Annotated in this window: 17 protein-coding genes; 11 read left to right on the forward strand and 6 right to left on the reverse strand. The window is 44.1% G+C overall.

What is annotated here, in order from left to right:
* Positions 1–184: 184 nt before the first annotated feature.
* The 3 genes from HGH91_RS24520 to HGH91_RS24530 all read left to right on the forward strand — a co-directional run bounded on the left by HGH91_RS24520 (position 185) and on the right by HGH91_RS24530 (position 4,885).
* Positions 185–2,563 carry a thiamine pyrophosphate-dependent enzyme gene (locus HGH91_RS24520; protein WP_247651837.1) on the forward strand — a complete coding sequence of 793 codons (2,379 nt, stop codon included), beginning with the start codon at positions 185–187 and terminating at the stop codon, positions 2,561–2,563.
* A gap of 402 nt (positions 2,564–2,965) precedes the next feature.
* Positions 2,966–3,922, forward strand: coding sequence for a D-2-hydroxyacid dehydrogenase (locus tag HGH91_RS24525; RefSeq protein ID WP_168741544.1), 957 nt, complete (start codon positions 2,966–2,968; stop codon positions 3,920–3,922).
* Positions 3,923–4,162: 240 nt separating this feature from the next.
* Entirely contained in the window at positions 4,163–4,885 is a 723-nt protein-coding gene (locus HGH91_RS24530) for a response regulator transcription factor (RefSeq protein ID WP_168741545.1), read from the forward strand.
* Positions 4,886–4,969: 84 nt separating this feature from the next.
* Here HGH91_RS24530 and HGH91_RS24535 read toward each other — a convergent pair whose 3' ends face one another.
* Positions 4,970–5,680 (reverse strand): YebC/PmpR family DNA-binding transcriptional regulator, encoded by a 711-nt coding sequence (locus HGH91_RS24535; protein WP_168741546.1) that lies wholly within the window; start codon positions 5,678–5,680, stop codon positions 4,970–4,972.
* Positions 5,681–5,844: 164 nt separating this feature from the next.
* Positions 5,845–7,347: an amino acid permease gene (locus HGH91_RS24540; protein ID WP_168741547.1), complete on the reverse strand. Its 1,503-nt coding sequence runs from the start codon at positions 7,345–7,347 to the stop codon at positions 5,845–5,847.
* Positions 7,348–7,547: 200 nt separating this feature from the next.
* On the opposite strand from HGH91_RS24540, the gene HGH91_RS24545 reads away from it, so the two are divergent.
* From HGH91_RS24545 to HGH91_RS24555, 3 genes are all read left to right on the forward strand, one after another.
* Entirely contained in the window at positions 7,548–8,822 is a 1,275-nt protein-coding gene (locus tag HGH91_RS24545; protein ID WP_168741548.1) for a dicarboxylate/amino acid:cation symporter, read from the forward strand.
* A 66-nt stretch (positions 8,823–8,888) separates the two neighbouring features.
* Positions 8,889–9,575: a DedA family protein gene (locus HGH91_RS24550; protein ID WP_168741549.1), complete on the forward strand. Its 687-nt coding sequence runs from the start codon at positions 8,889–8,891 to the stop codon at positions 9,573–9,575.
* Positions 9,576–9,656: 81 nt separating this feature from the next.
* Complete coding sequence (locus tag HGH91_RS24555; RefSeq protein WP_168741550.1) at positions 9,657–10,892, forward strand: MFS transporter; 1,236 nt, start codon at positions 9,657–9,659, stop codon at positions 10,890–10,892.
* Here the strand turns inward: HGH91_RS24555 and HGH91_RS24560 are convergent.
* The 3 genes from HGH91_RS24560 to HGH91_RS24570 form a co-directional block, all read right to left on the reverse strand.
* A complete protein-coding gene (locus HGH91_RS24560; protein ID WP_145672572.1) occupies positions 10,889–11,350 on the reverse strand; it encodes a MarR family winged helix-turn-helix transcriptional regulator in 462 nt (153 codons plus the stop codon). The genes HGH91_RS24555 and HGH91_RS24560 overlap by 4 nt on opposite strands.
* Positions 11,351–11,582: 232 nt before the next feature.
* Complete coding sequence (gene mdh / locus HGH91_RS24565; RefSeq protein WP_168741551.1) at positions 11,583–12,524, reverse strand: malate dehydrogenase; 942 nt, start codon at positions 12,522–12,524, stop codon at positions 11,583–11,585.
* 98 nt (positions 12,525–12,622) lie between these two features.
* Complete coding sequence (locus HGH91_RS24570) at positions 12,623–13,078, reverse strand: peroxiredoxin family protein (protein WP_168741552.1); 456 nt, start codon at positions 13,076–13,078, stop codon at positions 12,623–12,625.
* 236 nt (positions 13,079–13,314) lie between these two features.
* Between HGH91_RS24570 and efp the strand changes: the two genes are divergently transcribed.
* The 3 genes from efp (at position 13,315) to accC (ending at position 15,945) form a co-directional block, all read left to right on the forward strand.
* On the forward strand, positions 13,315–13,881 hold the full coding sequence (gene efp / locus HGH91_RS24575) for an elongation factor P (protein WP_145672563.1): 567 nt from the start codon (positions 13,315–13,317) through the stop codon (positions 13,879–13,881).
* A 128-nt stretch (positions 13,882–14,009) separates the two neighbouring features.
* A complete protein-coding gene (accB, locus tag HGH91_RS24580) occupies positions 14,010–14,498 on the forward strand; it encodes an acetyl-CoA carboxylase biotin carboxyl carrier protein (RefSeq protein ID WP_168741553.1) in 489 nt (162 codons plus the stop codon).
* A gap of 109 nt (positions 14,499–14,607) precedes the next feature.
* On the forward strand, positions 14,608–15,945 hold the full coding sequence (accC, locus tag HGH91_RS24585) for an acetyl-CoA carboxylase biotin carboxylase subunit (protein ID WP_168741554.1): 1,338 nt from the start codon (positions 14,608–14,610) through the stop codon (positions 15,943–15,945).
* Positions 15,946–16,081: 136 nt separating this feature from the next.
* Here accC and HGH91_RS24590 read toward each other — a convergent pair whose 3' ends face one another.
* Entirely contained in the window at positions 16,082–18,271 is a 2,190-nt protein-coding gene (locus tag HGH91_RS24590) for a glutamine synthetase III (RefSeq protein ID WP_168741555.1), read from the reverse strand.
* Positions 18,272–18,560: 289 nt separating this feature from the next.
* Between HGH91_RS24590 and purL the strand changes: the two genes are divergently transcribed.
* Complete coding sequence (gene purL / locus HGH91_RS24595; RefSeq protein ID WP_168741556.1) at positions 18,561–20,789, forward strand: phosphoribosylformylglycinamidine synthase subunit PurL; 2,229 nt, start codon at positions 18,561–18,563, stop codon at positions 20,787–20,789.
* A gap of 275 nt (positions 20,790–21,064) precedes the next feature.
* Positions 21,065–22,561, forward strand: coding sequence for a Fic family protein (locus HGH91_RS24600; RefSeq protein ID WP_168741557.1), 1,497 nt, complete (start codon positions 21,065–21,067; stop codon positions 22,559–22,561).
* Positions 22,562–23,159: the final 598 nt, after the last annotated feature.

Below are 23,159 nucleotides of genomic sequence, written 5' to 3' on the forward strand. Positions count from 1 at the left end.
GATATCTTTCTTGGTATGAACAAATTTACGGCCAAAAAGTATTATAAACCTTACAATTTATTAAAATCTTATTAAAAAAAATCAGATTATTTTAAATGGTGGAATCGTCCCGTTTTTCTACTGTATAATTAACCTTACTTTTGTACTTTAACCATGAGGCATGATAGAAAATAACGAACTAGCTATGAATTTAGAAAGCCGGTTGTCATTCGAAGAGTTCCGCAAGGAAGTGCTAAATGATTACAGGTTGGCCTGTGATAGCAGGGAAATAAGTCTGCTGGCCCGTAAGGAAGTGCTTACAGGTAAAGCAAAGTTTGGCATTTTTGGTGACGGTAAGGAAGTGGCGCAGATAGCAATGTCCAAATACTTTCAGCCAGGTGATTTTCGTTCCGGTTATTACCGCGATCAAACCGTTGCATTTGCCACTGGTATTGCCACTCCAGAACAATTCTTTTCGCAGTTATATGCAGATCCCGACCTGAAAAATGAACCCTTTTCAGGCGGTCGCCAGATGAACTCCCATTTTGCCACGCCTAATCTCGATAAAGACGGTAACTGGCTTAACCTGGCGGATATGAAGAATTCTGCTGCTGATATGGCGCCTACAGCCGGACAAATGCCACGCGCATTGGGACTGGCCTACGCCTCTAAAGTATTTAGAGAAGTAGAAGCGTTACATACCTACACCGGGCTTTCTCATAATGGTAATGAAATTTGTTTTGCTACTATCGGCGATGCCTCCACGTCGGAAGGCCATTTCTGGGAAACCATGAATGCTGCCGGTGTATTACAGGTACCCCTGGCGGTATTTGTTTGGGACGACGGCTACGGCATTTCTGTTCCCCGTAAATACCAGACTACTAAAAACTCTATCAGTGCCGCACTGGAAGGCTTTCGTAAAACGGAAGATTCCAACGGATTTGATATCTATAATGTGAAAGGCTGGGATTATGCCGGCATGTGCGAAGTGTTTGAGGCGGCCATCCGCAAAATCCGGGAAACGCATATACCTGCCCTGTTTCACGTAGAGGAAATAACACAGCCACAAGGCCACTCTACCAGCGGTTCGCACGAACGTTACAAAAGCAAGGAACGTCTTTCCTGGGAACGGGAATTTGACTGTAACGTAAAAATGCGTTCCTGGATTATTGAGAATGCCATCAGCGATGAGGCAAACCTGCAGGCAATTGAAGCAGAGGCCAAGGTAAAAGCCCAGGAAGCCCGCAAATCTGCCTGGGAGAAATATATAGCGCCCATCAAAGCGCATGTACAATCATTCATAGCACAGGCTACGCCAGTGGCTGCAATTGCCGGCGCCGACGCTGATATGGTTAACGTAGCGATCCGCGATCTGCAACATAACCGGGAACCTTTACGCCGCGATATTCTCAAAGCTACTGCCACTATTTTGCTGAAACATGCGTCACTGAAGGCTGATCCGGCCATACAGGCATTGCAGCAGTTTTACGACAGCTATTTACAGGAACAGAAAGACACCTATAATGCTGATTTATATGCCAGCGGTGTTAACTCAGCGTTGAATGTACCGGTAGTACCAGCCGAGTATGATGCGGAAGGCATTACCATCAATGGATACGAAGTACTTAACAGGTATTTTGATCAGCTGTTTACCAACAACCCTAAAGTATTTGCCTTCGGTGAAGATGTGGGTAAGATCGGAGATGTGAACCAGGGTTTTGCCGGGTTACAGCAAAAACATGGAAAAGATCGTATAGCCGATACCGGTATACGTGAGCTGACCATCATGGGACAAGGCATTGGCCTGGCGCTGAGAGGTCTTCGTCCTATTGCAGAAATACAATACCTCGATTACCTGTTGTATGGTTTGCAGCCACTGAGTGATGATGTGGCATCGTTGCAATATCGTACCAAAGGAATTATGCATTGCCCGCTGATAGTCCGTACCCGTGGCCATCGCCTGGAAGGTATCTGGCATAGCGGTTCTCCAATGGGAATGATTATTAACTCCCTGAGAGGTATGCATGTATGCGTGCCCCGCAACATGGTACAGGCAGCCGGTATGTACAATACTTTGCTGCAAGCCAACGAACCGGCACTAATGATTGAATCATTGAATGGCTATCGCTTAAAGGAAAAATTACCGGCTAACCTGGAATCATTTACCGTGCCATTGGGCATTCCGGAAGTACTGCAGGCAGGAACAGATGTAACCATTGTAACATACGGTTCTATGACCCGCATTATAGAAGAAGCAATGGTAACCTTAAGTGAGATTGGTATTTCCTGTGAACTGATAGATGTACAAACCTTACTGCCGTTTGATATTCACCACAGCATTGTGGAATCATTGAAGAAAACCAATCGTATTCTCTTTGTTGATGAAGATGTACCCGGTGGAGGCACTGGCTATATGTTCCAGCAGGTGATAGAAGTACAGGGAGGTTACCGTTGGCTGGATGTAGCGCCCCGCACCCTGAGTGCGCAGGCACACCGCCCGGCTTATGGTTCTGACGGGGATTACTTCTCCAAGCCCAATACCGAAGATGTGATCAGAATAGTTACAGAAATGATGCAGGAGTAGTACTGCTCTAAATAATAACGGCGCCGGTTTCCTTTTCGGGAACCGGCGTTTTTTCTTTGGTATGTCCTCAAATTGGCGGAGCCATCATATTAGCATATTATCTGCTAAAGTGATGGCTCCTTTAAAATTAAGCAGTTGAAAGGCTTAGTAATATTTTGCTATTATGGCGCAGCAAAGGTGTGTGCTTTTTGTAGATGAACAATGCGCCAGTAGCGGAGTTAATGATTATTTCACATCAGCACATCAGGTGGTTGATGGCTTGAAATATATATGGATACTGCCTTTAAGCTGATGTAACAGATATTTTCCCCATTGATAACCGGGCGGATTATTGCTTTATGTTGTAATGTGCTATATCATTGCAACAGTGAATACATTCAAATAACCTTCAAATATTAAAGGATGAAAAATATAGTAGTACTGGATGGCTACACGCTGAATCCCGGTGATCTTGACTGGGGGGCTTTGGAAGCATTGGGAAACGTGAAGATGTATGACCGTACACCGGAGGGGGAAGTGTTGACCAGGGCCCAGGATGCACATATCCTGCTGACCAACAAAGCCATTGTAAATGCAGATACTATCCGTCAGTTGCCGGAGCTGGAGTATATCGGGGTTACTGCCACGGGGTATAATGTAGTAGATATTGCGGCCGCGCGCGGCCGGCAAATACCGGTTAGCAATGTACCTGCTTACAGCACTGCCTCCGTAGCACAGCTCACTTTTGCGCTCATATTGGAGCTATGCCATCATGCCGGGTTACATGCGGAAAGTGTACGTGCAGGTGAATGGGGCAGGAGTATTGATTTCAGTTACTGGAAAACTCCGTTAACAGAATTGGCCGGCGGTACGCTGGGGATTGTAGGGCTGGGGCAGATAGGGCAGGCAGTAGCGCGGATTGGGCTGGCTTTCGGGATGAAGGTGATCGCTTATCATAAGCATCCCGACCGGGATAAAATGGAAGGCGTCACTTTTGTGGATCTGGCTACCTGCTTCCGGGAAGCAGATGTGGTATCGCTGCATTGTCCGCTGAATGCAGCCAATAAAGAATTTGTAAATGCTGCATTATTATCTACCATGAAAAAAACAGCTTTCCTGGTTAATACCAGCCGTGGGCCGCTGATCCAGGAGGCAGACCTGGCGAGGGCTTTAGCAGAGGGCGTTATCGCCGGTGCGGCCCTGGACGTATTGTCGGTAGAGCCACCTTTGGCCGACAATCCGCTGGTGACTGCGCCTCATACTATTATTACCCCGCATATTGCCTGGGCTACGCAGGCCGCGCGAAAACGACTGATGCATACAGCTGTAGAGAATGTGAAAGCATTTTTGGGAGGGGTGCCACAAAATATTATTAATTAGTATTCCCCGTGAAGCGGGTAAATATGTTTTTATGTTGTAAGCGAGCACTAAACCGCAAATCATAACCGCCGGGGGATATTTCTAAAAGGAATGGTTGAAATGAATATTCCTGTAAGAAGTGAATAGGGATGGATGGACAGGTTTATAGATATGTTATTTATTTTTGAATAAACGTATCGGATACACTCATTAAGAGCAACAACTAAAATCTAAATATTTACCCGCTTAAAACCAACGTACATGCAACCAAGCATTCTTTTGGCAGAGGACGATATTTTTTTTGCTAAAGTAGTTAAGAGACAACTCGAACGCGCCGGTTATAATGTTACTTTTTGTGAAAATGGACAGGAAGCCTGGGAGAAATTTCAGAAACATGTTTTTGATCTCTGCCTGCTTGATGTGGTAATGCCGAAGAAGGATGGCTTTGCATTGGCACAGGATATCCGGTCAACTGACGTAAATGTCCCCATTTTATTTACTTCCTCCCGTTATATGGAGCAAGACCGCCTGCAAGGTTTTGAATCCGGAGCTGATGACTATATTGTAAAACCTTTCAACATCCAGGAATTGCTTTGCCGGGTAGATGTATACCTGAAGCGGAGCAGGCTGTTAAAGAGCGAAAGGCGCATTGTTTACACCATCAGCAACCTCGTTTTTGACTATTCTCAATATAATATTCGGCATAAAAATGCAGATTCCCATGTTCGTATGGCCCCAAAAGAAGCGGAGTTGCTTCGCTTTCTATGCGAGAATTCAAACAAAAAGCTGAAAAAAGATGATATCCTGACTTGTATCTGGGGGCAGGATGATTTCTTCTCATCACGCGTTATGGACGTTTACCTGACCAGGCTTCGTAAACACATTGCACAGGATCCTGCTGTAAAACTCGAAACCTACCATGGCAAGGGACTGATGTTTATCGCGGATGACCTGGATCGCTCACACACCATCTTTAAGATTTAGCTGTTTTTGGTTTGGTTAACTCCATCCAATGGAAAACGTCCGCTGTAATGGCGGACGTTTTCTTTTTTATATGTTGATAAACAACTATTTCAGATTGTAGAAAACCTGCTGTACGTCATCATCCTGTTCCAGGCGGTCTACCAGTTCCAGCACTTCTTTTGCCTGTTCGTCATTCAATTCAACGGTAGTAGTAGGAATGCGTTTCAGCTCGGAGCTAATTACTTCGAGGCCTTTATCATCGAGGGCTTTGGCCATAGTACCAAATTCGGTAAATGCCGCGCGGATAATGATATTGCCTTCGCTATCTTCCCCTATTTCTTCCAGGCCAAAATCTATCAGTTCCAGTTCAAGGTCTTCCAGGTTTTGCCCGGCATTTTTTACTTTGAATTCACCTACGCGGTTAAACAGGAAGCCCACTGAGCCACTGTTACCGAGGCTACCTCCACCTTTGGTGAAGTGCATACGGAGGTTGGCAACCGTACGGGTGGTGTTGTCGGTAGCGGTATCAATAATTACTGCTACACCATGAGGAGCATAGCCTTCATATACCACCTCTTCGTAATCAGTTTTGTCTTTACCCATGGCACGCTTGATAGCAGCGTCTACACGGTCTTTAGGCATGTTAACACTCTTGGCATTGAGAATGCAGCGGCGGAGTGCAGGGTTATTATCCGGATCAGGGCCGGAAGCTTTTACAGCTATGGCTATTTCTTTTCCGATTCTTGAAAATGCTTTCGCCATCTTGTCCCAGCGGGCAAACATGGTCGATTTTCTTACTTCAAATATTCTTCCCATTGGAGTGGTATATAATTAGTACTTGTAAAAACAGAACGCAAAAATAAGGATTTTCAAATTCAGGAGTAGGCTGATTTGGGGATTTAACTTAAAAGCGGCGAACAAAACGACCATAATGATTCGTTTTATTCGCCGCTTTCAGCTATTTTTTGTCACCCCGGGGGCTATTTTTGATCCATCATTTTACGGGCCTTACTGTGTTTTACGCTGTAGCCAAAGTAGATCAGGAAGCCAATACCCAGCCATACGAAGAGACGGGCCCAGTTTTCCACTCCAAGGCTGATAATCATAGTGAGGCAGAAAGCCGCTCCCAATGCGGGGATAAGTGGTACCAACGGTGTTTTGAAAGCACGCGGTGCTTCCGGATTATTTTTACGCATTACAATAACCCCAATACATACCAGTACAAAAGCGAAGAGGGTACCAATGCTGGTCATATCACCTACTACGTTATCCGGTACAAAGGCGGCGAATAAGCTTACAAAGATGAAGAACATCCATTGTGAGCGGTGAGGTGTATGGTATTTAGGATGCAGGCGGGCAAAAATGGGTGGTACCAGTCCATCGTTACTCATAGAGTAGAATACCCTTGTCTGACCCAGCAACATTACCAGGATTACAGAGGAGAAACCTGCCAGGATTGCTACCGTAATAAAGGTAGACAACCAGCCGTAACCAGTCATATAGGTGTCGATCACGTAAGCAACAGAAGCCTCACCCCCCGCTTTCAGGAAGTCCTGGAATGGTGCGATACCTGTAAGGACAAACGAAAACAGGATATATAATACCGTACAGATAGCCAAAGACACCAGGATACCGATAGGCATGTTTTTCTTAGGGTTTTTGGTTTCCTGTGCAGCAGTAGATACAGCGTCGAAACCAATGAAAGCAAAGAATACTACCCCGGCGCCTCTTAGTACCCCTCCCCAGCCATGGTTCCAGAAGTTGGAGTAATCAACGATCTGGCCATTGTGCATTTTAACAGTTCCGGCAGTAGCTGGAATGGTAAATTCAGCATGGTTGGCAGGGTTGATAAAATGCCATCCAAGTATGATGAACATCAGTACGATGGATACTTTTGTAATAACGATGATGTTATTAACGATAGCAGATCCCTGGGTACCTCTGATCAGCAGGAGCGTGAGCGCCAGCAAAATAAAGAGGGAAGGGACGTTCATGATACCGTGTACACCTGCGTCGGATACTTCGAAAGGGCTATGGCTCCATTCATAGGGAATGGTGACATGGAAAACGTTGGTGAGTAGTTTATTCAGGTATTGTGACCAGCCAATGGCTACAGTGGCCCCTGCCAGCGCATATTCCAGCACAAGGTCCCAGCCTATGATCCAGGCAATAAATTCTCCTAAAGTAGCATAAGAATAAGTGTAGGCGCTTCCAGCAATAGGTATCATGGAAGCAAATTCGGCGTAACAGAGGCCGGCAAGGGCGCAGCCAATAGCAGCAATAATAAAGGAGATAGTAACAGCGGGCCCGGCATGTTGTCCGGCGGCAGCAGCTGTCCTAACAAACAGACCTGCCCCGATGATAGCGCCTATTCCAAGGGCTATCAATGAACCCGCGCCAAGCGTCCTTTTCAGTCCCTTGTCGGATTCTCCAGCTTCGGCCGTTAAAACAGAGAGCTGCTTTTTTACGAATAGTTTGCTCATACGCAATCTTATTGTGGTTGATGTTTTAAGGTAGTTTAGTTCTTGTTGTTTTGTTGTTGGTCGCCAAATATAATATCTAAAATCAAAAAGAGATACTTTTATTTTAGCCACTAACGCGCATCTTTAGCCGCCAAACCTTATTTTTGGGAAATTTTCCGGTTACAACTTTTAATTATTTCAAGTAAAAATTCTTGCTCCGCATGAAGAAATCGTCGAATCTGCTTACCCTATACATTTTCATTGCCATGATCATCGGGATAGGTACCGGTTATTCGGTATTCCTGGCTTATGGCAATGCTGCTGCACCGGCAGGTACCAAAGACACACCGCAGATCTTCGCTGATAACATTTCTATACTGACAGACATCTTCCTGCGCCTGGTAAAGATGATCATTGCCCCGCTGGTATTTTCTACCCTGGTGGTAGGAGTAGCCAAGCTGGGAGATATAAAAGCGGTTGGACGTATTGGTGGAAAGACAATGCTGTGGTTTATCAGTGCAACCTTTGTATCATTGTTTCTGGGTTTGGTGCTCGTGAATATTATGAAACCGGGGATATCGCTGCAATTACCGCTGCCGGATGAACATGCCTCATCTGGTATTGCCAAGGCAGATATGACCCTGCGGGGATTTTTTCATCACGTAGTGCCAGATAGTGTGATAGATGCGATGGGCAGGAACGAAATATTGCAGATTGTAGTATTTGCCATTTTCTTCGGGGTGGCAGCAGCTGCTATTGGTGAAAAAGCGATGCCGGTAGTAAAGTTGCTGGATAGTGTTGCTCATATTATGCTGAAGGTGACAGGGTTTGTGATGAATTTTGCTCCTTTTGCTGTATTTGGGGCTATGGCGGGTATTATTGCGGTGAAAGGGCCTATCGTGCTGGTTACGTATGGCAAGTTTATTATCCAGTTTTATATGGGGCTGCTGAGTTTGTGGGCAGTTATTGCCTTTGTGGGATGGTTGATTTTAGGCAAGCCGGTATTCAGGTTGCTGGGTATGATTAAAGACCCCTTGTTGCTGGCATTTGGTACTGCGAGTAGTGAGGCTGCATATCCCCGTACTATGGAGGAGCTGGAGAAATTTGGTTGTGATAGCCGGATTGTGAGTTTTGTGTTACCGTTGGGCTATTCCTTTAACCTGGACGGTTCTATGATGTATATGACCTTTGCCAGCCTGTTCATTGCGCAGGCATATAATATGCACCTTTCTATAGATCAACAGATTACGATGTTGCTGGTATTAATGATTACCAGTAAAGGGATTGCCGGCGTGCCCCGTGCTTCCCTGGTGGTAATTGCGGGTACTTTATCAATGTTTCACATCCCGGAGGCTGGGCTGCTTTTATTGCTGGGAGTAGATCACCTGTTGGATATGGGCCGTTCTGCTACCAATGTTATTGGCAATGCCATGGCTACCGCTGTAGTTTCCAAGTGGGAAAACAAACTCAGCACCGAAGATGCACCTACGGCCTAACTTAACAAATGCGTAACACATTAATGCTTATTTTACCGATTCAGAAATAGAAATAGCGTATTTAGCATGGACCAGATTCTTGAGTTTTTTAAACACCTCATTAATCCTTCGTGGATTATTGAACATGGTGGCCTTTACCTGTTGCTGGCAATTATTTTTGCAGAAACAGGTCTGTTTATTGGTTTCTTCCTGCCGGGCGATTCCCTGCTTTTCGTGGCGGGTATCTACAGTAAAGATCTTTGCCACAGCTTCTTTGATCTGCCTTTTGTGGTGATCATGTTGTTGATTGCCATTGCCGGTGTGTTGGGAAACATGGTGGGCTTCTGGTTTGGTAGAAAATCCGGTCCTGTGTTATTTAAGAAAAAGGATACTTTTTTCTTTAAAAAGAAGCACCTGATCCAGGCCCACGAATTTTTCGGCAAATATGGCGGCGGCGCTATTTTCTTCGCGCGTTTCCTGCCTATTATCCGTACGTTTGCGCCTATTGTAGCGGGTATTGCGGAAATGGATGCCAAAAAATTCATGTTGTTTAATATTGTAGGTTCTTTTGCCTGGGTATTTTCTATGATGCTGGCCGGCCATTACCTGGATAAGGCTTTCCCGAATTTGAAAGAGCACCTGGAGCTGATTATCCTGGTGATTATATTAATTACCACCTTGCCGGTACTGATCAAAGTGATATTTGGCAAAACAAAACACTCGCCCACTGCCCCTCACCAGGAACCCGCAGAAAAAACAGATTCTTCATTATAATTTTTTATATCTTTAAAAGGGCCTTTTTAAAAGGCCCTTTTTTATTAATTCCCGTTATAATTATTGTCAACCAAACTAACAATGAAGACCGATAATCGTTCTGTTTCTATTTTCAATATAGCCGTTATAGTTGCTTCACTAGGCTATTTCGTAGATATTTATGATCTTTTGCTGTTTACCATCGTAAGGGTACCGAGTTTAAAGTCGCTGGGGCTTCCGCAAAGTGAAATTGATGCGGGTGCCGGCCTGCTTTTAATCAATATTCAAATGGTGGGGCTGTTGATTGGTGGAATTTTCTGGGGTATTATAGGAGATAAGAAAGGCCGGTTGAGCGTATTATTCGGTTCTATTCTCATTTATTCTGTTGCCAATATTGCCAACGGTTTTGTGCATGGCATCAATGGCTATATATTATGGCGTTTTGTGGCGGGCTTTGGCCTGGCCGGTGAGCTGGGCGCAGGTATTACGCTGGTATCTGAAATATTGCCCAAGGAAAAGAGGGGATATGGCACTATGATAGTGGCTACTGTTGGGGTATCAGGCGCTGTAGCGGCCAACCTGATAGCCAAGCTGGTGGGCGACTGGCGTATTTGTTATTTTATAGGTGGAGGATTGGGGCTGGCGTTGCTGGTGTTGCGGGTTAGTGTAATGGAGTCGCATTTATTTAATGCGGTGAAGGCATCTACGGCGGCGAGGGGAAGTTTGGTGGCCTTGTTTAACAACCGGGAACGGTTTATGAAGTACCTGAAATGTATGTTGCTGGGCACTCCTACCTGGTTTGTGGTAGGTATCCTCATTGCGTTTTCGAATAAGTTTGCCACTATCATGAACGTGCAGGGGGCCATTAATCCCGGTGATGCAGTGGCTTTTTGTTATGCGGGCCTGGTGTTGGGTGATTTCACAACCGGGTTACTGAGCCAGGTGTGGCAAAGCCGGAGAAAGGTGATGCTGCTGTTTCTGTTGCTGACTGGTGTGATGGTAGCCGTTTACCTGAATTTACATGGGGTTGCTACCTGGGTATTTTATACCGTTTGCTTTATACTGGGCTTCAGCGTTGGGTTCTGGGCTATTTTCGTAACCATCGCGGCAGAGAGCTTTGGTACTAATTTACGCGCTACCGTGGCTACTACGGTGCCTAATTTTGCGCGGGGTATGCTGCCGTTGATATCACTATTATTTATAAACGTGCAAAAACACTTTACTTTCCTGCAAAGCGGCGCTATCGTAGCGGTGGTATGTATAGGGATTGCTTTAATTACTGCCTGGAACGTGGAGGAAACATTTGGTAAGGACCTGAATTACCTGGAAGAAATTTAATGGTAGCTTTCCAGCATCTTATCCAGTAACTTGTTCAGTTGTATTATTTCTTTTTCATTGAGTGACTGGAGTGTATTATCCAGTTGCCCGATTTCAGTATCTATTTGTTTTAGCAGTTGCAGGCCTTTGTCGTTGATGCGAACATCGACGGCGCGCCTGTCCATTTCGCTGTTTTTGCGTTCTATCAGATCGGCTTTGCGGAGGCGTTCCACCAGCCGGGATACATCACTCATTTTGTCGAGCATTCTGTCTTTCAGCACGTTGATGCTGGCTGCTTTGGGATGTTGTCCGCGAAGGATGCGCAGTATATTAAACTGCTGCATGGTGATGCCGTATTGTTTAAAGAATTGCTGGTGCCGGGCGGTAACCCAGTTGCCTATAAAAATCAGGCTGACGAGGCCACGCTGATTTTCACTTTCAAAAGATTTTTGTGTTATCAGTTTTTCCAGGTTAGACATACGTTGAGAGTTAAACCAAATTTGGTGAAACGGATTTAGAAGTGTTTCATTTATACTGCTTTAGTCATCTTTTCAGGATGGGGTAAAATTACGAATAAAAAAAGAATTGCAGGTTTTGTCTTGTGGTTGATAAGGCAGAAGATCCTGATTTTATCGTGGCAGCGGGGAATGATTAGCGGAGATAGAGGGGATGTTTTCCACATCTATCTCCGCTGTATGCGTTGGTAGGCTATTATGCAGTAGCAGACTGCATTTTATCCAATACGTCCATTACTTCTTTTACATGTTGGGCAGAGGTATTGAGTGATTCTTTTTCAGCCTCATTGAGTTGAAGCTCTATGATTTTTTCGATACCGTTTTTGCCTAATACTACGGGAACGCCCAGGTAGATATCTTTCAGGCCATATTGGCCGGTAAGCCAGGCGCACACCGGGAAAATACGTTTTTCGTTTTTCACGATGGCCTCTACCATTTGGGCTGCTGCGGCGCCGGGAGCGTACCAGGCGGAAGTACCCAGGAGGTTTACAATCTCACCACCCCCTACTTTCGTACGCTGGATAATAGCTTCCAGTTTGTCGGCGGCTACCAGTTCTGTTACGGGAATACCACTTACAGTGGTATAGCGGGGAAGGGGTACCATGGTATCGCCATGTCCACCCATGAGGATAGCCTGTATATCTTTGGGAGAGCAGCCTATTTCATCGGCCAGGAAAGCGCGGTAGCGGGCAGTATCCAGGATACCGGCCATACCGAATACTTTGCTGCTGTCTTTTTTAGCCGTGAGATAGCTGCAATAGGTCATTACATCCAGTGGGTTGCTCACAATGATAATGATCGCGTCCGGAGAATATTTGGTAATATTTTCAGTCACCGATTTCACAATGTTGGCATTGGTAGAAATCAGATCATCTCTGCTCATACCTGGTTTACGGGGTAGCCCTGACGTAATTACCACCACCTCGCTGTTGGCAGTTTTGGTGTAGTCGTTGGTCACCCCGGTAATTTTGGTGCTGTAATAGTCAATGGGAGCCTGTTGCCATGTATCCAGCGCCTTACCTTCAGCCGTTCCTTCTTTGATATCCAATAAAACCACCTCCTGTAGAAAATCTCTGTGGGCCAGTACGTTAGCGCATGTGGCACCTACATTTCCGGCTCCTACTACTGTAACTTTCATCTTGTCTATAGCTTTAAAAGTGAAGAATGAATGTGATTAAACAAATGTAATGATTCGGCATTACAATAACCGGCCGGGCATGCACATTTTAACAAGGTTTATTTGTGCAGGTAATATAGCAGGGAATCTATCTTAGCTGTTCCTTCAAAACCTTTTACAAACTGTTGTTTCTTATTATATATGTATAAACCAGGGAAATAATGGAGATCATAGAAGTACATGATCTGCCGGGTAGGTTCGCTGGCCATGGTGATTGTTGGATAATTTTTGATCTTGTATTGGTCGTAATATTCCTTCATTTGTTCCACTTTAAAGGGAGTGACCATCAGGATCTGTGTTTTTTGAAATTTCTCGATATTCTTCAGGAGATCCTCTGTCAGGTGTTTACAGTGGTCGCAATCAACGCTGAATATGAATAACATGGTTTTTTCTCCTTTACGCAGGTCATTTTTGGTGATGGTGTGGCCATCTACCAGGGTGAGGGGAAAAGCCGGGATGATCGGATATTGTAAATAAGCTGGTTTGGTAGGGGGAGTAGCAGTTTGAGCCTTCAAAAACACGGGTAAACAGCTTAAAATTGCGAAAAACACGTAGCGCATATAAATAAAAGTTTCTTGATTTGAGTTTAAATTTACCGGATAAATGTCATTTATTGCATAAAAAACACGAAAATTGGGCCGAAAAGGAACGAATCTATCTAATTTTGGGAATTAGATGCTTGTTCATATGCGAAAATTTTTACTTTTGCAATCCGTATAAATTTTTAACTTAAAATCAGTAACCTAAATTTATGGCTACCACCGCAGATATCAGAACAGGATTAATCATCAAACTGGATAACAGTTTGTATTCTGTTGTAGAGTTTGGTCAGAATAAAACCGCCCGTGCAGCCGCAAAGGTTTGGGCTAAATTGAAAGGCGTTGACAATAGCCGTTCTATAGAGCATACATGGAACTCCGGAGATACTATTTTCCCCATCCGTATTGAAAAGAAAGCTTTCCAGTTTTTATATAAAGACGATACCGGCTACAATTTCATGGATAATGAAACGTTCGAGCAGATTGCTATGCCGGAGAATGCGATCGATGCGCCTCAGTTCCTGAAAGAAGGCCAGGAAGTGAGTGTTCAAATCAATACCGAAACAGAACAATACATGGCGGTAGAATTACCGGATAAGATTGTAGTACTGGTAACTTACTCTGAGCCAGGTGTAAAGGGCGATACGGCTACACGTACCCTGAAACCGGCTACAGTTGAAACAGGTGCGACTGTAATGGTGCCACTGTTTGTGGAAGAAGGGGAAATGATCCGTGTGAACACCAAGAATGGTGAATATATTGAAAGAGTAAAAGGGTAATAGCATTTTTTTAATTTTTGATTGACTGACAGGAATGTTGTTTCCAGGAGGAGTTCCTGTGGAACAGGGTTCCTGAACGTGTGAATCGAATTTTCATATTCTATATTTCTAAACCAAAAACTGTCTACATGGACTTTAAACAGATTCAGGAACTGGTAAAAATGATCAATAAATCAAATATCAGTGAACTGAGCATTGAACAGGACAAGTTTAAGATTACAATAAAACAAAAGGATAACGAAGTACAACAGGTAATCACTGTTCCTGCCACCGTGGCAACTGCCGCCGTACAGCCTGTAGCCCCTGTTGCTCCTGCAGCAGCTCCTATCGCCCCTGCAGCTCCCGCTGCTGCTCCTGCAGCACCTGCAAAGGCCGACAACCTGGTAACGATCAAATCTCCTATGATCGGAACCTTTTACCGCAGTGCCGGACCAGACAAAGCTCCATTCGTAAATGTGGGTGATGAGGTATCTTCCGGTAAAGTGGTGTGCATCATCGAAGCAATGAAGTTATTCAACGAGATAGAGAGTGAAGTGAGTGGAAAAATCGTGAAAGTACTGGTAGATGACGCATCTCCGGTAGAATACGACCAACCTTTATTTTTAGTTGAACCATAATAATAGCCTTTACCGTTAGCCTTTGGCATTCAGTATTATATATACAATACTGACAGCTGAAGGCTAATCGCTAAAAGCTAACTGCTATTATTAACTTATAAGGAAAACAATGTTCAAAAAAATATTGATTGCCAATCGTGGTGAAATTGCCCTTCGGATTATCCGTACCTGTAAGGAAATGGGTATCAAAACGGTGGCAGTTTATTCTACTGCAGATAAAGACAGCTTGCATGTGAAATTTGCCGATGAAGCGGTATGCATAGGTAAACCACAGAGCGCGGAATCTTATCTGAATATTCCTCACCTGATGGCAGCAGCTGAAATTACCAATGCAGATGCTATTCACCCAGGATATGGCTTCCTGGCCGAAAATGCCCGTTTTGCTGAAATCTGCGGCGAGCATGGTATCAAATTCATCGGCCCTACACCGGAGATGATCCGTAAAATGGGGGATAAGATGACGGCGAAAGAAACCATGATTGCTGCGGGCGTACCTGTTATTCCGGGTTCTGACGGTTTGTTGCAGAGCGTGGATGAAGCAAAGGCCCTGGCAAAAAGCATGGGACTGCCCGTTATCCTGAAAGCTACTGCCGGTGGTGGTGGTAAAGGTATGCGTGTGGTATGGGAAGATAGCGAGGTGGAAAACGCCTACAACATGGCTAAGAATGAGGCGCGCGCGGCTTTCAGTAATGATGGCATCTACATGGAGAAATTCGTGGAGGAACCCCGTCACATTGAAATCCAGGTAGCGGGTGATCAATACGGTAAGGTATGTCACCTGAGCGAAAGGGATTGCTCTATCCAGCGTCGTCACCAGAAGCTGGTAGAAGAATCTCCTTCTCCGTTTATGACACCTGAGCTGCGTGAAAAAATGGGAGAAGCAGCTATCAAGGCGGCCAGTGCTATCAACTACGAAAGTGTTGGTACTATTGAGTTCCTGGTAGACAAGCACCGTAATTTCTACTTCATGGAAATGAATACACGTATCCAGGTAGAGCATGGTGTAACGGAAGAAGTGATCAATTTTGACCTGGTAAAAGAACAGATCAAGATTGCGGCAGGTATTCCTATCTCCGGAAAAAATTATACGCCACAGATGCATGCCATTGAGTGCCGTATCAATGCGGAAGATCCTTACAATGATTTCCGTCCTTCTCCTGGAAAAATTACTACCCTGCATATTCCGGGTGGTCACGGTGTGCGCGTGGATTCACATATCTATGCTGGTTATGTTATTCCTCCGTATTATGATTCTATGGTGGCAAAAATCATCACCATGGCGCAAACCCGCGAAGAGGCGATCAATACTATGGAGCGTGCACTGAGCGAATTTGTGATCGAAGGTGTAAAAACAACAATTCCATTCCATCAGCAGCTGATGCGTGATGAAAACTTCCGTAAGGGTAACTTTACCACTAAGTTTACAGAAACGTTTAAGCTGGTATAACGGTAACGGTTATATTATAATGAAAGCCCCCCATGCTGCAAAGCGTGGGGGGCTTTTTAGTGCTGATAAAATGATTCATAAAAAAGCCCCGGATGAAAATCCGGGGCTAATCATACACCAAAACAATCTTACGGTTTTATCGCAAGAAAAGCAGCTCTCTGTATTTAGGCAGTGCCCATTTTTTGTCGTCCACCAGGAACTCCAGTTTATCGGAGTGGTAGCGGATAACATCAAAGTACGGCTTAATCTTTTCACAATAGTCTATCGCTTTTTGGCGGCTGTCGGTGAGCTTGTTAGCTACCTTACGCGCCTCAATCATAGCCTGTACATTTTCACTAATTACATTAATATGTTCAGCTATTTTAGCGGCAATTTGTTTCTGTGCTTTCACGCTGTCGTCGCCTAACCCGATTGCTTTCAGGCCATTGATGTTGGCTACCAGTTCATTTAAGTAGCTAATAGCAGATGGCAGGATAGTGTTGGTTGCGAGGTCGCCGATAACGCGGGCTTCGATCTGCACTTTCTTCACATAATCTTCCAGCAGTATTTCGTGGCGTGCGTGCAGTTCTTTTTCGTTGTAAACGCCGGTTTCTGTGTAAAGTTGGGTTGCTTTTGGTGTTACCATTGCATCCAGCGCTTTAGGAGTGGTTTTTACGTTAGCCAAACCTCTTTTTTCCGCTTCTTTTTCCCATTCTTCACTGTAGCCGTCGCCTTCGAACAGTATTTTTTCCGAATCTACAATATATTTCCGAAGAGTTTGCATAATGGCAATCTCTTTTTTCTCGCCTTTCTCGATCAGGCCATCTACTTCTGCTTTAAAGTCAACCAGGGTTTTAGCCATGATAGTATTCAGTACAGTCATAGCAGAAGCACAGTTGGCAGAAGAACCTACCGCGCGGAACTCAAACTTATTACCGGTGAAAGCAAAAGGAGAGGTACGGTTACGGTCGGTGTTATCCAGCATCAGTTCTGGAATATGACGGTGCAGGTCCATTTTCAGGATCGCTTCGTCTTGTTCGTCGAACTTGTTGTTTACACGGTTTTTAACTTCCTGCAGTACATCGAACAGGTATTTACCGGTAAATACAGAGATGATAGCAGGAGGAGCTTCGTTAGCACCCAGACGGAAGTCGTTGCTAGGAGAAGCGATAGCAGCTCTCATCAGGTCGGCATAGTCATGTACCGCTTTGATGGTGTTCACAAAGAAAGTGAGGAACATCAGGTTGGTTTTCGGAGTTTTACCGGGAGCCAGCAGGTTAACGCCGGTGTCGGTAGACATGCTCCAGTTGTTGTGTTTACCAGAACCGTTGATGCCTGCAAAAGGTTTCTCGTGCAGTAACACTTTCAGTTTGTGACGTTTGGCCACTTTATTCATTACATCCATCAGCAGGGAGTTGTGGTCTACTGCGATGTTGATTTCTTCAAATATAGGAGCACATTCGAACTGAGAAGGAGCCACCTCGTTGTGACGGGTTCTTAAAGGAATACCCAGTTTGTAGGCTTCTACTTCGAAATCGCGCATGTAAGCGTATGCACGCTCAGGGATAGCACCGAAGTAGTGGTCTTCCAGCTGTTGACCTTTGGAAGGTGCGTGACCTACCACAGTACGGCCGGTCATGATCAGGTCAGGACGGGCATTTGCCATTCCTTCGTCTACCAGGAAGTATTCCTGTTCCCAACCAAGGGTACCGGTTACTTTGGTAACGTTTTTATCGAAATAGTTACATACGTCTACTGCAGCTTTGTCCATAGCAGCCAGGGCTTTCAGCAGTGGCGCTTTGTAATCCAGCGATTCGCCGGTGTAGGAAACAAAGATAGTAGGAATGCAGAGTGTTTTACCATAAGCCTGTTCCAGGATAAATGCAGGAGAAGAAGGATCCCATGCAGTATAACCACGTGCTTCGAAAGTAGCTCTCAAGCCGCCGTTAGGGAAGCTGGAAGCATCTGGTTCCTGTTGTACCAGTGCATCGCCATCAAAAGTTTCCAGCGCAGTACCATCACCTTTCAGGGTGAAGAAGGAATCATGCTTTTCAGCAGTGGTACCTGTTAATGGTTGGAACCAGTGTGTGTAGTGGGTTACACCTTTCTTCATGGCCCACGCCTTCATGCCGGAAGCAATTTGCTCGGACATCTTACGTTCCAGCTTGGTGCCATTTTTAACAGAGTTCATCAGGCTTTTATAAGCCTCATCGCTCAGGTATTCCCGAACAACTTTACCAGTAAATACATTGCTGCCAAATACTTCGGTAATTTTACCGTTATGTTCGGTGAGAGTGGAGTCTACGCCAGCTAATCCTTCCAGCGCTTTGAAACGTAACGATTGCATGCTGTAAAATATTTTACACAAAAGAACGCATACCTAGCCTGAAATACAAATAAATTGTTCATTTTAATTTAAAATTTACGTTTCGAGTCTTTAAAAGACACTTTTTTTGCTATTTGATCAAATATTTGGATGCTGGGTACTTTGAAACTGATAAATTTAAAATTTACTAATATGATAAAGCTTTGCTAAAAAAGCAGTTTTCGCTCCCGGGTTCACCTATTGTCATTTGCAGGAAAATCATGTACTTTTGCGACTTCTTTTAAATTACTCGTTTTTTATACTTAAATACATGCAAACCACCGTAGAAATTGCTGAACAGCTAGGACTTACCGCTGACGAGTTTGAACGAATTAAATCCATTTTAGGCCGTGTCCCCAATTTTACAGAACTCAGTATGTATTCTGTAATGTGGAGTGAACACTGCTCTTACAAAAATTCAATCGTTTGGCTGAAATCCCTGCCCCGCGAAGGTGACAGACTGCTGGTAAAAGCAGGAGAGGAAAATGCCGGTCTGGTAGATATCGGTGATGGCTACGCGGTGGTATTTAAAATAGAGTCGCATAACCACCCCTCCGCTATCGAACCCTTCCAGGGTGCTGCTACCGGCGTAGGAGGTATTCACCGCGATATCTTTACGATGGGCGCACGCCCCATTGCCGCACTTAATTCCCTCCGCTTCGGCAATATCAATGACAAGAAAACACAACACCTGGTAAAAGGTATTGTACATGGTATAGGACATTATGGTAACTGCTTTGGTGTACCAACTGTTGGTGGTGAAGCATACTTTGAAGACTGCTATGGTACCAACCCGCTGGTAAACGCTATGAGCGTGGGTATTGTAAAAGTTGGACAAACAGTTTCCGCTACTTCCTATGGTGAGGGCAATCCCGTTTTCATCGTAGGATCTGCTACCGGTAAAGATGGCATCGGCGGCGCTTCTTTCGCATCTGCCAACATCACGGAAGATAGCGTGGAAGATTTACCAGCCGTACAGGTAGGTGACCCATTCCAGGAAAAGAAATTGCTGGAAGCTTGCCTGGAAATCATCAAAACCAATGCTATCATAGGTATGCAGGATATGGGCGCTGCCGGTATCACCTGCTCTACTGCTGAAATGAGTGCCAAAGGCGAACATGGTATGAACATCTGGTTAGATAAAGTACCTACCCGCCAGAAAGATATGAAAGCATGGGAAATGCTGCTGAGCGAAAGCCAGGAACGCATGCTCATCGTAGTAAAGAAAGGACAGGACAAAGAAATCCTCGACATCTTCGAAAAATGGGACCTGCACTGCGTACAAATCGGTGAAGTGACCAAAGATAAAAATCTGAAGTTCTACATGAACGGCGAACTGGAAGCAGATGTTCCTGCTGAAAGTATGGTACTGGGTGGCGGCGCTCCCCAATACCACCGCGCTTATACCGAACCAGCTTACTTCGCCAAAGTAAAAGCATTCGATATTCAGAATATCCCCGATACAGAACACCCCCGTTTTGTAGCGGAAAGAATGGTGGCATTACCGAACATCGCCTCCAAACGCTGGATCTACAATCAGTACGACAGCATGGTAGGTACCGCCAACGCCAGCACCAACGCACCAAGCGACGCTGCGATTGTATTGGTAAAACCAACTAAGAAAGCCCTGGCAGTAACTACCGACTGTAATGGTCGCTATGTATTTGCCGATCCTCATAAAGGCGGACAAATTGCTGTAGCAGAGGCAGCACGTAATATCGTGTGCTCTGGTGGCGAACCTGTAGCGATTACCAACTGCTTAAACTTCGGTAACCCTTACGATCCGGAAGTATACTACCAGTTTGTACACGCTGTACAAGGTATGGGTGAAGCCTGCCGTAAATTTAATACGCCTGTTACCGGTGGTAACGTTAGCTTCTACAACCAGTCGCCCGATGGTCCTGTATACCCTACTCCAACCATTGGTATGGTGGGGGTGCTGGATAGCATAGACCAACGTATCACACTGGACTTTAAAGAAGAAGGTAACCTGTTATACCTGGTAGGCCGTAGCCGCAATGATATCAGCAGCTCTGAATACCTGCACAAAATTATCGGTATCGAATACAGCCCTGCACCGCATTTCAACCTTGAAGAGGAACTGCACCTGCAACAGGCTATCACTAAATTGAATAAAGCCGGCCTGATCGAATCTGCGCACGATGTAAGCGATGGCGGTTTATTTATTACTTTACTGGAAAGTGCCATGCCACGTGGACTGGGCTTTGAACTGACGCTCAACAATAAATTCCGTAAAGATGCTTACCTCTTCGGCGAAAGCCAGAGCCGTGTAGTCATCTCTGTTAAACCGGAAAATAAAGAGAAGTTTGAAGCGCTCATGCACAGCCTGGTAGATGCTTCTGATGTATCTGTGCGTCATGAGAAGCTGGGTGTGGTGACCGGCGAAAGTATCAAAGTAAACGGGGAAGACTGGGATACTGTAAGTACCTGGAAACAAACCTATGATACTGCGATTGAAGAACATTTGAAAAAAGCATAAGCATTAGCTGAAGCATAAAAAGAAAGCGGCGATTGATTATATCAATCGCCGCTTTCTTTTTATGCCGGTATTTGTTTAGAAGTTGTATTTAAACCCAATATTCATCCTGGCGTCCTCCTGGTAATCTTTACATTTCATTAACTTAATGAAATGCTTCAGTTAATATATTGCATAAAAATTGCTATTTTATCATTGTAATCGTTTTACCGTATAAAATAGTAAAATTATCTATTTTACAGTAGGGAATAATCATTTTACAGTAGAACCATCACATTATGAAATCTGCAGGGTGTCAATGGTTAAAAGATCATTTTAAACTGTCAGCGTACATTCTGACTCACAGTTCTTTTATTGGTAGTAATCCTCATGTGGAATTAACCTCAAAGGGAAATGTTGAGGAAGTATTTGGTTCTAAGTATGCTCCAGCTGAAGACGCACCTTTACATCATATTGAGTTTGCATTGAAATACGATGATTTGAATCTTGATTTTCTGCAAGCCGTTTTTAAGAATATTCCTGCTAAACATGTCGAAGAATTCATAGAAAAGTCGCCTTCGGGGAAATACGCTCGTCGAATAGGTTTTTTATATGAATTGCTTACTCGCCATAGGCTCAAGTTGATGAAAAGTATTTCCGGAAACTATGCTGATTTATTGGATCCGGAGAAGTACATAACCAGTATAAGCGTTAAAGATTCCCGATGGAAAATTAATAACAATTTACTTGGAGATTGGGAGTTTTGTCCGATCATAAGGCAAAAAAAAGAACTTAAAGAACTTATCTATATAGATATTAGTCAGAAAATTCATGTTTTAAAGAAGAGTTATCCTTCGGAGATATTTAGACGGGTTATCCAATTTCTTTATAAGAAAGAAACTAAATCCTCTTATGAAATTGAACACGAAGCTCCAAGTGAAGATAGAATAGATAAGTTTATAACGCTATTGAGAAAAGCGGGTACCGATTCAACTTTTACAATATTGAGAGAAGATCGGTTGGTAAGCCTTCAGGAAGCAATTGTCGATCCCCGTTTTGCCGTTAACGGCTTTCGTGATTTTCAAAATTATATCGGCCAAACCCATCCAAATTTTCAACAACAAATTCACTATATATGCCCTCCTCCAGCCTTTGTTGATTCGCTTATGATTGGACTTCAGCAAAGCGCTGTTCGAACGGAAGGTGTTAACTCTGTTGTGCGAGCGGCAATTATCTCTTTTGGATTTGTTTTTATTCACCCATTTGACGATGGAAATGGCAGAATACATCGCTTTCTGATTCATGATACTTTGGTACATGATAAGGTAGTACCAGACGATATGATCATACCCGTTTCTGCCCATATGCTCAATAATATGAAGGACTATGACGCCATTTTAGAGCGCTATTCAGGGCCTTTGATGCAACGTGTAAAATATCAACTGGAAGAAAATGAAAGCATAACAGTAAGTAACCCAGCACAAGTAGAAGGATATTACCGGTATCCTGATTTAACGGAACAGGTTATCTATTTGCTAAAAACGATCCATGCAACGTTGGAACACGATATGCCGGAAGAATTACTCTTTCTGCAACGTTACGATGAAGCCAAAAGAGCATTGCAAATGATTGTCGACATGCCTGATAAAGACATCAATTGGATGCTAATCTACTTGCATCAAAATAAAGGAACTTTCCCTAAAAGGAGACGTGATCGCTTTCCAAAACTCACCGATGATGAGATTGCCGGTATGCAGAGCGTCTTTAGAAAGGTATTTGAGATAGACCTGGAATAGCTACTTTTAGAACCATATTTAAATCCAATATTCATCCTGGTGCCTAAACCATTGATGTACGACCAGATGTAGTATAAACGGGAATCATTGTTCTGATAAAAACAACGTTATTCCGCTGATTAAAACGATTATAGGCGCTGTTATACCATTTGACGGGGAAATATGTTCAAATAAATGTAGAAGCCTGTAAAACGGCTTATTTTAGCATTTTGTTATAACGTTTTGCCAGTATAAGGATCCAGGATGACCTATATACCAGGATGACCTATATACTTTCTTTGATGGTTTGTCATTACGTGTCCACGAAAGTGCTATTAGCTGTAGTACAAACGGAGATTTGCCTGTCAATCAGATTAAATGCCTGATTATGTATTGTTTTCGCTGCTAAATTGCCGCACTTTGTTCAGGAGTATTGGCGCAAAAGTGGAAATTATGGATCAGATTGGGAAAAAAGGAGGCGTTTTCAGAGGTTAGTGATTTATTGTTGCAGTCTGAACCTTTAACAAGCTATTAACAAAATGGTACCTTTGTGTGATAGTTTTTGCTGAAAACTGACCTACTTTTGGTAAGCATCGATGATGATGCAGAAATGAATTAG

This window comes from Chitinophaga eiseniae, from assembly GCF_012641265.1.
Taxonomy (GTDB): Bacteria; Bacteroidota; Bacteroidia; order Chitinophagales; family Chitinophagaceae; genus Chitinophaga; species Chitinophaga eiseniae_A.